Annotated in this window: 19 protein-coding genes; 5 read left to right on the forward strand and 14 right to left on the reverse strand. The window is 57.4% G+C overall.

Annotated elements, in window-relative coordinates; all coding sequences use genetic code 11:
- A partial coding sequence (locus tag EPO09_RS05235; protein ID WP_290640881.1) for a hypothetical protein occupies nt 1-628 on the forward strand: 628 nt, incomplete at its 5' end.
- Nucleotides 629-1,137: 509 nt separating this feature from the next.
- On the opposite strand, the gene EPO09_RS05240 is transcribed toward EPO09_RS05235, so the two are convergent.
- The 3 genes from EPO09_RS05240 to EPO09_RS05250 are packed head-to-tail and all read right to left on the reverse strand — an operon-like array spanning nt 1,138 to nt 3,591.
- Nucleotides 1,138-2,187 (reverse strand): trans-acting enoyl reductase family protein, encoded by a 1,050-nt coding sequence (locus EPO09_RS05240; RefSeq protein WP_290640883.1) that lies wholly within the window; start codon nt 2,185-2,187, stop codon nt 1,138-1,140.
- Nucleotides 2,188-2,197: 10 nt separating this feature from the next.
- Nucleotides 2,198-2,989 carry an SDR family oxidoreductase gene (locus EPO09_RS05245; RefSeq protein ID WP_290640885.1) on the reverse strand — a complete coding sequence of 264 codons (792 nt, stop codon included), beginning with the start codon at nt 2,987-2,989 and terminating at the stop codon, nt 2,198-2,200.
- A complete protein-coding gene (locus EPO09_RS05250; RefSeq protein WP_290640887.1) occupies nt 2,986-3,591 on the reverse strand; it encodes a hypothetical protein in 606 nt (201 codons plus the stop codon). The genes EPO09_RS05245 and EPO09_RS05250 overlap by 4 nt, the downstream gene beginning before the upstream one ends.
- 76 nt (nt 3,592-3,667) lie before the next feature.
- Between EPO09_RS05250 and EPO09_RS05255 the strand changes: the two genes are divergently transcribed.
- Nucleotides 3,668-4,210: a TetR/AcrR family transcriptional regulator gene (locus tag EPO09_RS05255; protein ID WP_290640889.1), complete on the forward strand. Its 543-nt coding sequence runs from the start codon at nt 3,668-3,670 to the stop codon at nt 4,208-4,210.
- Between the two features lie 326 nt (nt 4,211-4,536).
- Here EPO09_RS05255 and EPO09_RS05260 read toward each other — a convergent pair whose 3' ends face one another.
- From EPO09_RS05260 to arfB, 3 genes are all read right to left on the reverse strand, one after another.
- Nucleotides 4,537-5,196 carry a DUF3157 family protein gene (locus tag EPO09_RS05260; RefSeq protein ID WP_290640891.1) on the reverse strand — a complete coding sequence of 220 codons (660 nt, stop codon included), beginning with the start codon at nt 5,194-5,196 and terminating at the stop codon, nt 4,537-4,539.
- 737 nt (nt 5,197-5,933) lie between these two features.
- Nucleotides 5,934-6,173 (reverse strand): cysteine-rich CWC family protein, encoded by a 240-nt coding sequence (locus tag EPO09_RS05265; RefSeq protein WP_290640893.1) that lies wholly within the window; start codon nt 6,171-6,173, stop codon nt 5,934-5,936.
- A gap of 3 nt (nt 6,174-6,176) precedes the next feature.
- Nucleotides 6,177-6,575, reverse strand: a complete 399-nt coding sequence (gene arfB / locus EPO09_RS05270; protein WP_290640918.1) for an alternative ribosome rescue aminoacyl-tRNA hydrolase ArfB — start codon at nt 6,573-6,575, stop codon at nt 6,177-6,179.
- Between the two features lie 47 nt (nt 6,576-6,622).
- Between arfB and EPO09_RS05275 the strand changes: the two genes are divergently transcribed.
- The gene (locus EPO09_RS05275; RefSeq protein ID WP_290640895.1) at nt 6,623-7,276 is read left to right on the forward strand and encodes a peptidyl-prolyl cis-trans isomerase; all 654 of its coding nucleotides are present in this window, start codon (nt 6,623-6,625) and stop codon (nt 7,274-7,276) included.
- On the opposite strand, the gene EPO09_RS05280 is transcribed toward EPO09_RS05275, so the two are convergent.
- The 3 genes from EPO09_RS05280 to EPO09_RS05290 form a co-directional block, all read right to left on the reverse strand.
- A complete protein-coding gene (locus EPO09_RS05280) occupies nt 7,273-7,623 on the reverse strand; it encodes a DUF2185 domain-containing protein (protein WP_290640897.1) in 351 nt (116 codons plus the stop codon). The genes EPO09_RS05275 and EPO09_RS05280 overlap by 4 nt on opposite strands.
- 42 nt (nt 7,624-7,665) lie before the next feature.
- Nucleotides 7,666-8,160 (reverse strand): DUF4231 domain-containing protein, encoded by a 495-nt coding sequence (locus tag EPO09_RS05285; protein WP_290640899.1) that lies wholly within the window; start codon nt 8,158-8,160, stop codon nt 7,666-7,668.
- A gap of 64 nt (nt 8,161-8,224) precedes the next feature.
- Complete coding sequence (locus tag EPO09_RS05290; RefSeq protein WP_290640901.1) at nt 8,225-8,725, reverse strand: NUDIX domain-containing protein; 501 nt, start codon at nt 8,723-8,725, stop codon at nt 8,225-8,227.
- Between the two features lie 140 nt (nt 8,726-8,865).
- Between EPO09_RS05290 and EPO09_RS05295 the strand changes: the two genes are divergently transcribed.
- Nucleotides 8,866-9,468 (forward strand): hypothetical protein, encoded by a 603-nt coding sequence (locus tag EPO09_RS05295; RefSeq protein ID WP_290640903.1) that lies wholly within the window; start codon nt 8,866-8,868, stop codon nt 9,466-9,468.
- Between the two features lie 35 nt (nt 9,469-9,503).
- Here the strand turns inward: EPO09_RS05295 and EPO09_RS05300 are convergent, their stop codons facing one another.
- The 3 genes from EPO09_RS05300 to EPO09_RS05310 form a co-directional block, all read right to left on the reverse strand.
- A complete protein-coding gene (locus EPO09_RS05300; RefSeq protein ID WP_290640905.1) occupies nt 9,504-9,947 on the reverse strand; it encodes an SRPBCC family protein in 444 nt (147 codons plus the stop codon).
- Nucleotides 9,948-9,973: 26 nt separating this feature from the next.
- Nucleotides 9,974-10,432, reverse strand: a complete 459-nt coding sequence (locus tag EPO09_RS05305; RefSeq protein WP_290640907.1) for a hypothetical protein — start codon at nt 10,430-10,432, stop codon at nt 9,974-9,976.
- Nucleotides 10,433-11,272: 840 nt separating this feature from the next.
- Nucleotides 11,273-11,425 (reverse strand): hypothetical protein, encoded by a 153-nt coding sequence (locus EPO09_RS05310; protein WP_290640909.1) that lies wholly within the window; start codon nt 11,423-11,425, stop codon nt 11,273-11,275.
- A 443-nt stretch (nt 11,426-11,868) separates the two neighbouring features.
- Here EPO09_RS05310 and EPO09_RS05315 point away from each other — a divergent pair.
- A protein-coding gene (locus EPO09_RS05315) for an IS5 family transposase (protein WP_290640912.1) occupies nt 11,869-12,830 on the forward strand; the annotation gives its coding sequence in 2 pieces (ribosomal slippage) (nt 11,869-12,070 and nt 12,070-12,830; 963 coding nt in all).
- A gap of 781 nt (nt 12,831-13,611) precedes the next feature.
- Here the strand turns inward: EPO09_RS05315 and EPO09_RS05320 are convergent.
- Nucleotides 13,612-13,803 (reverse strand): carboxymuconolactone decarboxylase family protein, encoded by a 192-nt coding sequence (locus EPO09_RS05320; RefSeq protein WP_290640914.1) that lies wholly within the window; start codon nt 13,801-13,803, stop codon nt 13,612-13,614.
- A complete protein-coding gene (locus EPO09_RS05325; protein ID WP_290640916.1) occupies nt 13,803-13,946 on the reverse strand; it encodes a hypothetical protein in 144 nt (47 codons plus the stop codon). The genes EPO09_RS05320 and EPO09_RS05325 overlap by 1 nt, the downstream gene beginning before the upstream one ends.
- Nucleotides 13,947-14,105 lie beyond the last annotated feature (159 nt).

A 14,105-nucleotide genomic window follows, 5' to 3' on the forward strand; every position in this document is an offset into this window, starting at 1 on the left:
TGGCCATGGTGGCGTCGCCAGTTCGGCTGATGGCGTGACGCAATTGCTGCATGCTGACGGCACGGCGGCACAGGTGGGCGTGATTCGCGGAGGTTTGGTGATCACAGAAAAGAGCAATGCCGTGGAGACGGTGAAGCTGGATGATCGTGGCGCCGTGTTCGGTGCTGTCAGCTCAGTGGCTGACATTCCTGCCAATGTGGACACGCCGCTGGGCCTGGTCACGCGCGGCAACGAGGCTTACGTCACCATCGCTCATGCCGACGAGATCAGCTTGGTGCGCCACAACAGCGTGCTGACGACCACAGGTTCGGGCACACAACATGCGCCTTGCTGGCTGGCATTGGAAGGCGCCTTCCTCTACTCGGCCAACTCACCGAGCAAGAGCGTGTCGCGCTACGCGGTCTACGGTCAGCACATCGTGCAAGACGCTGCCGTTGTGGCGCAGTTCACTGGCGGCCCGACCGACATTGCCGTGCGCGGCGGCCTGGCAGCTGTCATTGATGCTGCGGGCACACAGTCGCGCGTCTCGGTTTTCAACGTCGATCAGGATGGCAACTTCACGCAGCGCAGCGTGGCGACACTCAACAGCAAGACCACCAATGGCGTGGCCATCGTGGCTGGCGACTAAGCTTGGGTGGCCTGGATCATCTGCAACGTGGATGTATCGGCTCAGGTATTGCTTGCATGAATTCATTCACTTGTGATTGAAATGCAAGCGGCACTTGGGCAGCTAACGACCGCGCGTGAACGTCCGCTTTTGGCCGGGAGTGATATCTCTCGGTCAAGCCATTGAGCAGACGTTGGGTTGAGTTCGTCGCAAGTTGCCTGCTTGACGCAAGACAAGCACCTTCGTCCTCTAGTGGGGCATCTTGTGTGGCCCTCAACTCGATGGGCGTCCATCATGGGCGCACAGGCAACGCTGCTCCTCGCGGGCTGTAAAACAAGGGCAAGATCGTCGGACAGAAGGCCCCGTCTGCCACGGCGACCAAATTGCCTCACGCGTCACCGTGATGCTGCGCGAGACGCATCGTCACGTGCAGTTTGAGGTCACCCAGGCCATCCGGAATGCTCTGCAGGCTTGAATCAAGCAGGCGAGGTTGGAGTCCGAAGCCTTCCTGTTTCCAAGTCCGGCGTGCCTCAATCAATCAAGATATCAGCACCTCCGGGAAGTTGACTCAACAAGTTGGAGCCCACTAGCCGTGATGGTGTAGTGAAACCCGCGGGCGCATCGTGAGTGAGCAAATGGTTCAGTACGGCAAGCGAGCCCGGAATCGTCAGGCTGTAGCCATTGCTCGTTTTCACTCGGGCGATACGCCGCTCGCCCCGCGCGTTGATGGCTTCGCCCCACACGTAAGCAGGCATCCCTGCCCTCGCAACCTCATCGGGGCCTTTGACGGTCTTGGTCACCAAAGCGGCCAGCATGCGTTGCACAGCAGGCAGTTTCATCAGCGGGCCAAACAAGTTGCCCAGTTTCATGCCGAAGATGGAGACTCGCGATCCAGGCACGAACACCGTGATGTTGGGAATGCCCGTGGTGTGAAATGCCGTTGAGACATCGCCCCAAGGCACGGCCACAGCCAAGCGCTCCCCACGGCCAAAATCGATGCGTCGAACCTCATGGGCCAACGGTACGTGGATCAGCTTGCCATCGCGCCGAACACGACCGCCCTGAGGTGCACTCTCAAGCGTTGTCTTCATGGTTCCCGGCGACAGACTGACGGTCGTGTCGAAGCCGAGATGCAGTTCCACCGCATCCGGCAGGGCTTCCTTCAAGGCGGCGGCGACGCAGTCGGTAGGGATGACATCGAAGCCCACACCGGGGCAGAGTACGACGCCGGCCTTGCGTGCATCGGCATCCCTGCGAAAGACTTGCTCGAACACGTCGATCTCGCCGGTGATATCGAGATAGTGCGCGCCTGCCTGAATGCAGGCTTGCACCATGGGCTGGCTTGTCGCAGAGAACGGCCCCGCAGTCAGCAACACCGCCTTGAGGCCTTTGAGTTGCGCCGCGATGCCCGCCGTGCTGTCCAAGTCGAAAATGCGACATTCCAACTTCAACTCATGGGCGAGCCGTTCGACCTTGGCCTTGCTGCGCCCGGCGAGGATGGGCGTCATGCCTCGTGCGACGGCCTCACGGGCGATGAGTTCACCCGTATAGCCATTGGCGCCATAAATCATCCACGACATGTTCCGCCCATCACTTGAAAGGATTGAACGTTCTGCCCATGAGGTAGCTCATCCACAGAGGCATGGGGCGCATCACGATGGTCAGGAATTTGTTGACGCGCCCCGGCACGCAGACGGGTTTGCCCTTCGTCACAGCTGCAATGGCTTCCTCAACCACATCTTCCGGCTGCTGCCAGAGCACGCGTGGCAAACGGTTGGCCGTGTTCCGCGTGCCCATCACATCATGGAACTCGCTGTGGGTGAAGCCCGGGCACAGCGCCGTCACGTGAACGCCATGGGGTTTGAACTCCATGTCCAGTGACTGAGACAACACCAGCACATAGGACTTGATGGCCGAGTAAAGCAGGCTTTCTCCAGGTGGTGACAGCGCGGCCAGCGAGGACACGTTGATGATGCGACCCCAACGCCGCTCGATCATGCCGGGAGCGATGGCATGTGTCAGCTCGGTCAATGTGCTCATCATCAACTGGATCTCACCAGCCAGTGGGGCCCAAGGCGATGCCGCGAATTTCGAGTGCCCTGACAGGCCTGCGTTGTTGACGAGAAAGTCGATGCGCCAACCGAGCCGGTCGAGGTGCGCCATGACGGTCGCGGTTGCGCCTGGGCTGGCAAGGTCCACAGACAAGACCTCGCATTGCACTTGGTGCTGCCTGGCCAACTCGTTGGCCAAGTCTTGCAGGCGGTCACGACGGCGAGCGACCAGCAGCAGGTCGTGGCCTCGCGCGGCCAGTTGACGGGCGAAGGTGGCGCCGATGCCGGCAGATGCGCCGGTGATCAGGGCTTTGCGGCGGGGGGCAGTCACAGCATTGAACCTTTCTTTCTGAAAGCGGGGATCTCTTGATGCACATCGAATCCCTTTTTAGCAAGGCCGATGTGGCCGATGTAGGGGGCGATAGGCCCACGGAGAACGAAGGGCAAAGGAATGCGTCGTTGTCTGTCGGTGAATCCCCAGGTACCGATTCCGAGATAGAGATCCGGCCCCACTTGCCTCACTTCATCCACCATGTGGATGGCACCGCACAAGGATCGAAAGGACGCGTACACCAGCGTGTAAGCTGGGCGCCCGTCATAGCGAGACGGTGCGATCAGTGTTTGCATAGGGAAGCGCTGCACCGTGCGCCCGAAGTGCGCGAACGTGTTGTAACCCTGACCACGCTCGGCAGACAGGGGCTTGAAGGCTTTGCAGAGCCAGTGTCCTGGCGTCAAGGGGTTGTTGACCGTCAGGGTCCCGATGAGGTGCGCCATGGCGCTGGGCTGCGCCAACAAACGGGCTGCGAACTCACCATCCATTTCCTTCACTGTGGGCGCAGGCAGCTTGCCAAACAAGGCCATGAGGTCCTTGAAACCCATCGCCAAAAGATCGGACTCGGTCAATTCAGGGACGGCATGGTGTGCAACATTCATGATCTTGAATACCATTCAACATGACCAACTGTAGCACATGTTGAATATCATTCAAGATGTCATTTAAGATGCAGGCATGGCCAAGAACAAGCGTGAAGTCGACCCAGAAGTGAAGCGGGAGCAGATCGAGGAGGCCGCCTGCGCGCTTTTCCTCATGGATGGTTATGAGTCCACGTCCATGGCCGCAGTGGGCAAGGCGGCGGGTGTGGCACCTAACACTTTGTACTGGTATTTCGCCAGCAAGGATGACCTGCTTGTCGCCATCCTGGATCGCCTTGTCAACCGAGCCGTGACGCAAGTGGCGAGCATGCAGGACTACTCGCTCGGTGACCAACTGACTTGGCTACTGAAAGAGTTTCAGCAGGCCAGCAAACTCATCTCGACGGTTCATTCGCGCCTTGACAGGTCCGAAACGATCCGCGAGTGGCACGATCGCTTTCACGAGATGCTCGACGGGATGTTGGTCCATCAGATGGTGTCCAAGGGGATGTCGCGTACCAAAGCCTCGGTCATGGCCACGGTGGGTACCTATGTGGTCGAGGGGCTGTTGTCCCATCCTCATACATCGCAACAGTTCGACAAGGTAGTCCATTGGCTAGCAGGCAGCGGCAAACTTTGATGTGGCCTGGCTGGGGTATGAGCACAGCAAGCTGGAGTGACTGCCAAGGGTCGGTTCCGCCCGCTCACTTCAAGTCGGACCGGCCATACGGGCCGCTGCCCTTCGATTGGCCGGCCAAGCGAGTTGGCATCAGCAGCATGCGTTACCGCAGCAACTGCGAGTGGGCATCTGACCAAGCAGCTTCCCAGACGAATACTTCCGCCGTCAGCGCATTCATTAGCGTAGCGTCGTTAAGTATCCGGGCGTGGAAACGGCGCAAGTGACGCCTCATCACGCATAGCCGCTGGTATCGAGCCAGCTATGCGCAGAAACAATCCTGGCGCTACTTACTTCTGGCGCGTCAGCCCATTGAGGAACTCGTCGATATCCGGTGTGATTTTGTCCACCAGATTGCTCGCGGTATAAATCAGAAACTGGGTGGAGCCGGATTTGTCCGACGTGTAGTAGCCGATGTAACTCAAGTTGATCCCTTGCACGGTGGCATCGATGCGCATCTTGACGATCTTGTAGTCGTTGACTACTCGATACTCTTGCGAAACAACGCGTGCATTCGGTGCTGTGCGCCGGAGCATTTCAAATGCCAACTGCGGCAGTCGCTCCAGTTCCACCTCAATCTGCTCGGTGATCAGCATGCCGTATAGATCACCTGTCTTCAATTGAAAGCGGTATTCAGCGGGGCTGGTTCCGGTATCGGGCTTCTGGAAAATCCATTTCCGAGGGTCAAGCCAGACAGCAGATTTATTCCTGCCGCTCTTGACCTGGAAGGTCTGGTTGTCTGCTTTTTGAAACAGTCCTTTGTTGATGGCAATGGGCGTGTTGCCTTTATCGCTTTCATTGCTGATGTAGCGCCAGGTGCCATCGTCATTGAGCAGCACAACCGATCCGTTGTCGGTCACGGCGTTCTGGCTGGCAGACGCTTGCATGCACAAGACCATGAGCAAGGTGGCGAGCGCGGCTTGCCTGAGCGTGGGGCGTATGACGATCATCTTGACTCCGTGGATATGCTGGTCCGCCCATCATCTCTGGTGAGTGGGCATGCAAGTATCCACTGAGATCCTTTGTTCAACGCGGGGCGCTGGCGCGATCTGCTCGCAGTGCCCGGAGTTCTGCACGCAAGAACGCAAGCGTTGCGCCTTGTGCCTTTTTGGCATCTTGCTCATAGCGCGCAACGGCTTCGGATCGCAAAGTCACGCATTTTTCAAGCGCGGCGAAATATTTTTCGACCGTATATGTGTTGGGCGTGCCAATGTGCACGTTTCGGATTTCAGACTTGCTCCCATAGCGAGGTAGCAAAACAGACAAGCCTGCCGTGGGTGCCCTGTCCGGCCTGTTGCGAACAATGGGCCCAGATATACCTGGCGGCAAGTCCGAGGTCTTGTTTGCACTGGCCCTTTGCTTGAGTGCCGTGCCAGCTGGGGTGGCTGCAACGCGTGCCAATAACTCGGACAGGGCGTTGATCAAGGACATCTTGGGATCGTGTGATTCGCCATCCGAATACAGTTTCGTGCCTTGGTATCGAACTTGCCAGCCATGCGTCGATGAAGAGTCGATTCGCTGGATGCCTTGTGGTACCTGGAAGCACTGGCCGCCTGGAAGCGTCACTTCACGGGATTTCATGGTTGAGCCTAAATAGTTGAATGCCGACTCCCTTGTGAATTTGCTTCAATTATGCGTGCTACGGCCCGATCTTGTCATACTTCATCGATGAACACGTCACGCAAAGTCAGGGCACGGGGCTACTTGTGTCCTTGTCGGGTAGATTCAATCCGCCGGCACATCGAGGGCACAGGCAGGCTTTGTTAATCAGATCAGGTGGGATCAGTGCCAGTGCCTGGGGGCTGATGGGCGTCGTGGTGCACCAGCAAGCCACGTCGAGATGGCCAGCCTTGGCTGGGGCGCATTGGTTGGCCCCGCCGCAAAGTGGGCAGACGTGGTTGGGAAGTGCTTGAGAGGATTCGGTCACAGGTCAGTCCTGTATCTTGCTTCTGCTAGCTTTCAAACTTGATCGGGATGATTTTCCCTCCAGCCGGCGCAATGTCGAGCCACGTGTGGGCTTGGTTGGTCGTCGCAACTTGGGGGTGTGAAAGGCTTCCGCAACCAGTGTTTCCAGCCGAGAAATCGCATCCGCCTTGTTCTCTTCAAGACTGCGGGACGACTGGGCTTTGATCAGCAGTATCCCGTCTTTGTTCACGCGTGGGCTGGGCAGCGCGAGCAATTTCATCTTGACGTAGGCGGGTAGTGAGGAGTGCTTGATATCAAAGCGGAGTAGCGCTGCGTTGGACACCTTGTTCACGTTTTGCCCACCAGGCCCTTGTGCCCGCAGCGCGGTGAATTCAATCTCGTCCATCAAAGCATGCCATGTCATCTGGCGAGGATAAACTTCTTTTGAAACTTTCGGAAAGCTCAAGGCTCATGGTTCAAATGATGTGTGAACGCCGCGATCTGTGGCGTGTTGTCGCGCCAGTATTGTTGACAGGTTTGTTGGGCGCGGCGCAGCCGGCCTTTGCAACTGATCGCCAGGCCGGCCGCGTGCCTGAGGCCGTACTGGAGGCCGCGCTACCGTCAAGCCATGACGAACCGGATGCCTCTCGCGAAAGTGTTCATGGTGCGCCAGATGGGCCCTCTGATGTGGACATCGAGTCCTTCTTTTTCGAACACCCGGAGTTGTTTGAGCGACGTCGAGTCTATGTGTTGCGCGAGTACATGGTGGCCGTTGCCGATGCGAGCAAGAGCAAGGAACTCCGGGCCAAACTTTATCGTGTCAAGGACGTCAAGGCATTTGAAAAGACGCTAGCCCAAAGCGGCTACAAGTATCAGGTGGGCAGGCAAGGCACCATGGCATCTGAGGCACTGCCTCTGGCCATCGTTGTTCCCTTGAGCAAGGTCAATCCTGGCGAGGCCTTGTACGTGACGGCACGAGATGGATTCAAGGCCTTGTTCGTATTGGCTGCGCAGTACAGCCCTGTCAGCCTGGATCAGGCTCGTCCAGCCATTGCTCAGTTTTTGACCAATACGCGCCGCCGCGATGCGAATGCCAGACCAGGCGACAAGGCGGCAGGCTCCTAGTCTTCGTCGGGCTCCCAATCACCGGCCTCCTGAAATTCTCCGTGTTCTTCGGTCTTTTCGAAAGCGGCATCAATGGGGGCAGACAGAAGCGGAATCACCGATGGATCGATGTTGGCAATCAGGTTGATGTCGTAGGCGCCTTGGTTGTTGGCGTTTTCCATATAGGCGTCACTCTCAAGACCGGACAAGAAGCGCCAGCCGCTGTCACCTGCTGTCAGCGGCGTTTCGCGGTACATGAACCTGACTGGCAAGCCTTGAACGGCGATTTTGTCGGTGGCGATGCAGGTGCCGAGATCCTTGACGAGGGGTTTGATCTGGTCTGAAGGCAGGAAAAGCTTTTTGCTCATGATGTGATGGCGCTGAAAGTTGTGAGGTGTCGTTGGAGGCGCTTAAGCCTTGTCCGCTTGCCTGCTGCGAGCCGCAGCCACCTGCTCGCGCGCAGCCACATGAAAGGACTGAGCTGTTGTGGGGGCCGTACTGTCCGTGTCGTCCCATCTGTTGCGGTAGTCCAGCATGAAGGCCTCATCTGTGGTGCAGGTGGCAGAGCGGGTCGATATGTATTGCTCAAGCTCCCTTCGGAGCTTGCCGTAGCGGATGGCAGCCGCTTTGTATTCGCTGCTTTTTTCCGCATATCCCATGAAGGTCTGCAGCGCTGCCAGTACGGCAGATGCCACGCTGAGCAAGCCTATGACAATCTTGAGCCAGATCTCTGGGTTCGCATCCAGGCTTGCGAAGACAGACGTGCCTACAACCGTGCTGAGTACCACGGTGGGAATGCCCAGGCGTCTGTGCATCTTCTCGCTGTGGTTCGATGCGAGAAATTGTTGAATGTGGGCAATGCGGATACCCACAAGCCATTGGTTGAGTAGTTCAGTCGTATTCATTTTTCATCTGCAAATGAAGGTGACATTGTGAACGCTGCAGCATGTGGCCACGCCGACGCGCGCTTTAGTCCGGTCGCCAACTCGCCGGCGCAAAGTAGGCTCCAGCAGTGTGGGCGGCGTCTATGCCGAGGAAGCGCACGGTATCTGCTCTCAGTGTGAGTGATGGCAACTCATCTGACGATACGAATCTGGCGGCCGTGGTTTCAGTGCCGTCAGGTAAGGGGGCACCTTCTTGCACTTGCGCGCCAAAGACTGTGGCAACCCATGCAATCTGATCGCCGTTGCGGTAGTGGGTCTCGCAACCTTGCCCGCCAACGACACCCATGATGTGCGTCAGCGTAGCGAGAACTTGCGTCTCCTCCCAGACCTCTCTTACCGCTGCATCTGCAGGCGTCTCGCCGGGCTCGATGATGCCGCCAGGTAAGGTCCAGTTGTTTGAATCCCGATCGTGAACCAGCAGTATCTGCCCATGTTTGTTCCTGGCAATCACGACGATGGTGGGCACAAGGATGAGATCGTTTCCAATTTTCTGGCGCAAATCGGCGAGGAAAGGCGGGATGGGCATGTTGAGTTCAATCGTCAGGATGTGCTTGTGATCACCTGCGAGGCGCCTGCAGGCGTGTTCTTGCGTTAACGCAAGACCGTTAATGTTGTCGCGCCTAGCATCGTCAATGTAATGGAGACCTCAAACAAGGAGCGTGGGTCATGGCAACACAAATTCCTCTGCATCACATTTCCAAGCCCAATGTGGGTTGGGGAATCTGCGGCTTTTGTTCCATGATCGCAGCGCTTCACAAGAAGGGCATCCTGAGCCTGGGCGACATCCCGGAGGCTTATCTGCCGGATCTGGAGTTGAGCGTGGTCTTTGATTACCTGGAGAATCTGCAGTCAGAGAACTCGCCGTTGCTGTGGGAGATTCAGGACTTCACGCAGGCCTTTGAGCACACAAAGAACTTTTCTGTCATTGACTATCTGCATCGACGGTATGCCGTTGTGATCGACGAAAAGGACGCGATTGGTGCGGCCATGCCGATCAGGGCCGTGATGGATTTTTTGAAGCGCCATGGTGCCAATCCCTATCAATTGGCGAGCATTGATGAGTCGAAGGGCAACACGATCATCGGTCTGGGTACGGGGCTCAGCTCCGGCCCGAGATGGAAGTGGCAGGGCTTGGCTCACTGGGTCTATATGTATGCGCCGGGCTTCGTCTATCAGGATGGCGAGATGGTCTCCTTGGCTGCGCTCAAGAAAAAGGCGGAGGATCTGGCTGGGGAGACCTGGGTCACCATGTGCCAGATAGGGCTGTGACCCGGGCGCAAAGCCTTCGCTCTTGATGCTCTGAATCAGTCTGGTATGGCGGCTTCAACGAGCTGGGCCAGGAGCTTCAAAGACTCCTGCCAGCCGAGATAGCACGCCTCTTCGGGAATGACTTCAGGAATGCCTTCTTGAACGACATGAAGCGCCGTGCCGCACGACACACTCTTCAACTCGACAGTGACCATGATGAGTCCTGGCAGATTGGGGTCATCGAACTTGTCCGTGTAGCGGATGCGTTCATGGGGCGTCAATTCAAGATATTCGCCGCCAAAGGCATGGCTATGCCCTGTCGTGAAGTTCGTGAAAGACATCTTGAAAGAGCCGCCCACTTTGGCATCCATGTGGTGCATCTTGGCAGTGAAGCCATAGGGTGGTAGCCATTTCACCAGCGCATCGGCATCCAGAAAGGCTCGGTAGAGCCGCTCTGGTGGGGCACGGAAAACGCGATGGAGTCGTACGGTGTGAGTCATGCTTGTAGCCTCTTGTTGAACAGTGTTTATGGACAGGCATGGTCGTCAGTCCGCACAACAGCCTGCTGACCGACCTGCAAGCAGCACCCGCCATGCTTGCTCGTATAGGCCTGCGCTTGCTCGAGCGACGAGAACCATATATTGAGGTAGCCGAAGCCTTGCTGAGCGAGATTGAGGTGGGGTAGTTGTGCGATCGACATTTGGTTCAGCGCTTGGCGATATGACTCCCAGCTTTCATAGCCAGCCTCGACGGCCAACGTGCGCAAAATGTGTTTGCGTTGAACTTGGCCGCGGGTGCGAAAAAGCTCAGGCAAAGAGGCCACGCGAAGTGCCTGGCTGGATTGCAATCGTCGGAGAACGGGCAGGGCGCCGGAGATTGGCCCTCGTGTCGCCAAGCGATGAAGCCTGCGGGCTTCACGCAACACCGCATGCGGTGCGCTGTTTTGGTCAGGAAACTCTGTGGGTGAAATGATGGGCAAGTGCATACCAACTCCTGTAAGACATGGCCTGCTCGCTGTGGGCCACGGAGGGGTATGCAAGCGTGAGCTTGCTTGAAGGGTGCTTGCGCTTTCGCGAGTGGGGCGTCCAGAAAGCCCGAACACCATTCTAGTCAAGCTTTTGCCGCCATGGGCCACTTCAGTTGTTCAGGTGCGCAGCAATGCAGGTACCTAACGAATCAGTTCGATCGAGTTCGATAGCCAGTCGAGCCAGGTTCTGTTCATTGGCTGGCTCGCCGGTGTGGCGAAGGACTTCCTGCGCCGGCTCGGACTGGCGTAAGCGCTGGATCAATTGGCCATTGAATGTGGCGGATTTTCAACCAGGGATGCTGCTTGACTCTAGGGAAAGTACTGGTGCGCCATGTCGTGCGAGAACGCCTGCATGTCGTGGCGACGTCCTCTGCGAAATCTGCTGCCTATCTACACTGGTGTCGCTGGATTTCACATTGAAATAAATGCTTGACCGATTCCAGCCTCTACCGAAAGGAAAGAACGTCATGACGCTGTTAGAACGCATCTCAGTGAAGGTTCTCGGTCCTCTGTCCAAGTATGACAAGGCACTTCCCTACACGTACATGGCAAGGCGACCGATATTTGAGGGGGCAGACGACCATGTTTGGTATCTGGCCGATACGGTTTGTGAGTTGGAGCGAGGTTGAGATATTTGAGGTCTATCGCACAGTTGAGACGCTCATAGGCCGGCACCTCTACATCGATGACGCTGGCCAGTGGATACAGCGTCCAATGTTGTGTGCAGGGTTCTCAGACCGTTACCCTCAGCGTCCTTGCTCCGATGTTCAATGCGCGTTTCGGGATCGTCAATGAGTCTCAATCCGAGATCGGTTCACCTTGTGCTGGCGGCGTCTGCGGGGATGGTTCCGTCGGGACGGGTTGAGCTTTGCGCTGAGCTTTTTCCTCTTTCTTTTGCTTCTTTTGTTGCTCGCGTTGACGCTTCTCGAACTGGTAATTGGGTTTTGCCATGTGGCTTGTTTCCTGGGTAATGTTTGCGCACCTTAACACCATCGCACATCAAGGGGGCGGGAGCGCTTGACGGTCTGCTTCGATGAAGGCGAAGACTTTGCCAAGGGTTGCGGATCGCATTGCTGCCCCTTGACGACGACGGACAACTACAAATGACCAGGGTCTTCCAAGAGTATGGCTTCCCACGTCGAGTTCGGGGTGACAACGGCGCGCCGTTTGGAGCTTGGAGCGCTGGTGCGACTGAGCAAACTCTCAGCTTGGTGGATCTGGCTGGGTGTGATGCCGGAATTCATTGAGCCTGGCAAGCCGCAACAATGCGGCAAGCATGAGCAAAATACATAAATGGCGCCAGGCACAGGAGACCAAATCGCCTAGGGATGGTCTGCATAAACCGCTCGGACATGTGCTTGGCGCCGGCCTGATTGCCTGAGACCATTGAGCCCATGAAGCAGAGCAGCCTTGGATTGGGCGCATCGACGAAGCGCACGCGCCGTCGGGAGTTCCTCGACGAGATGGACCGGGTGGTGCCGTGGTCCGACCTGGTGGCGGAGATCGCGCCGTTCATGCCCGAGGGCAAACGCGGCCGGCCACCGTTCCCGGTTGAGTCCCTGCTGCGCATCCATTTCATGCAGCAGTGGTTCACGCTAGCGACCCTGCGATGGAAGAAGCGCTGCATGACGTGCCGCTGTTCCGTGAGTTTGCAGGGCTGGGCGGTTGGGGCGACAGGTTGCCTGACGAGAGCACCATCCTGCGCTTCCGTCATGTTCTGGAGAAGCACAAGCTGGCTGATCGCATCCTGGCCACCGTCAACCTGTTGTTGGGCGCCAAAGGCCTGATGCTGCGCAGCGGCACGGTGGTCGATGCCACGCTGATCTCGGCGCCGAACTCGACCAAGAACGCCAGCGGTGAGCGCGATCCGCAGATGCACCAAAGCAAGAAGGGCCAGCAGTGGTTCTTCGGCATGAAGGCGCACATCGGCGTGGATGCCGATTCGGGTCTGGTGCATACCGTGCGTGGCACTGCTGGACACGTCAACGATGTGGTCGAGGCCAACAGCTTGCTGCACGGGCAAGAGAGGGGTGTTTTTGCCGACGCGGGCTACCAAGGCGCACACAAGCGGGCCGACGCCAAAGAAGACGTGACGTGGCATGTGGCCATGCGCCCGGGCTTGCGCAAGTTGCTGGACAAGGCTGAGCCCATGGATGCGCTAGCCGAACAGGTCGAGCGCATCAAGGCCAGCATCCGCGCCAAGGTCGAGCACCCGTTCCGCGTCATCAAGCGCCAGTTCGGGCATGTGAAGGTGCGCTTCCGTGGCTTGGCCAAAAACACGGCGCAGTTGCACACGCTGTTCGCGCTGGCCAATCTGTGGATGGTGCGCAGGCGTTTGAGCGGGAACCTGGCATGAGTGCGCCTGCTCCATGGGAAATGGGCGCAAAACGCATCCAAAGCGCCCGCCGGAAGGTCGACCAAATGCCAATCTGCTCATGTCAGCACGCACAACCATGGTCAGTGCTCATTTGTGCAGACCATTCCTAAGCGGTTGTTTTGTGTGGCCTAACGCCCTAGTTAACCGGCACCGAAGCGCGAAGCGCAGAGGGTGCCGACGCAGGCCATGAGAATGCCGAAGGCATGGCCTGTAGTGGCGTCCGCGTTGAACGACCAGTTAGGCTGGGGCGCGCAGGAGAGGGCGTGGATAAGCATATAACCTCTGGGCGTTGTCCCTTGTGCTTGAGTCTAGGCCACAACGGAGCTTCAGCGGATTGCTCACGAGCAGTGGATGACGTGCCTGGCAACCAGTGCTGTACCTCTGACGATGCACCAACCATACTCATAGCTATAGAGGAGGTGCCTCTATCTAAGCTCCAGTGGTAGTTCCACAGTTCATCACTTGGTAGAAGATCCTTCGTGAATCGCTTGAACTCTCCTTTTAGCGCTTTGCCTCGGAGCTGCTTTGCATGCTCCGAAGGACTTTCGACGCGAGTGGTCAAGAAGAGCTTAAGTGATTCGAGATTTTCAGTTTCGGACTGCATGGCGCCCTTGTATTGGATGGCCTAACGCCCAAGGTAAGCGGCGCCGGAGCACCGAAGGTGCGGAGGGCACCAGCACAGGCCATGACAATGCCGAAGGCATGGCCTGTGTTGACGTCCGCGTTGAACGACCAGTTAGGCTAAAGCCTTGATAGATGCTCATTTTGTGTGTTCTTCGAACAGGCGCATTGCCATGAGGCCGTGGCCGACTGCTGCACCTGCACGTAGCGCGGAAGCGATGAACACAGTTTCAGCTAGTTCTTCCTTCGTGGCGCCAGCCTTGACCGCATTTTGGACGTGCGCATCGATGCAGTACGCGCACTGAGTGGTGAGGGCGACTGCGATGGACATCAGTTCCCGATATTTCTCTGGGATGGCGCCTTTTTGCGCTCAGCAGTTGCCTTGAGATTGAGGAAGGCAGAGGCTTCCTTGTTTGCCGACTGCATCAGCTGTTTAGCGTATGCAAGATCATCTGGTGATTGGTAAGAGCTCATACGTTTCCCTGTTTGTGGTTTGTAAATCGTGAAGGGCCTAACGCCAAAGGTAAGCGGCACCGGAACACCGGAGGTGCGGAAGGTACCAACAAGGGTCAAGACAATGGCGAAGCCTTGGCCCTTGTTGGTGTCCGCTTGACCGCCCAGTTAGGCTGGGGA

This window comes from Aquabacterium sp. (assembly GCF_004297345.1).
Classification (GTDB): domain Bacteria; phylum Pseudomonadota; class Gammaproteobacteria; order Burkholderiales; family Burkholderiaceae_C; genus Aquabacterium.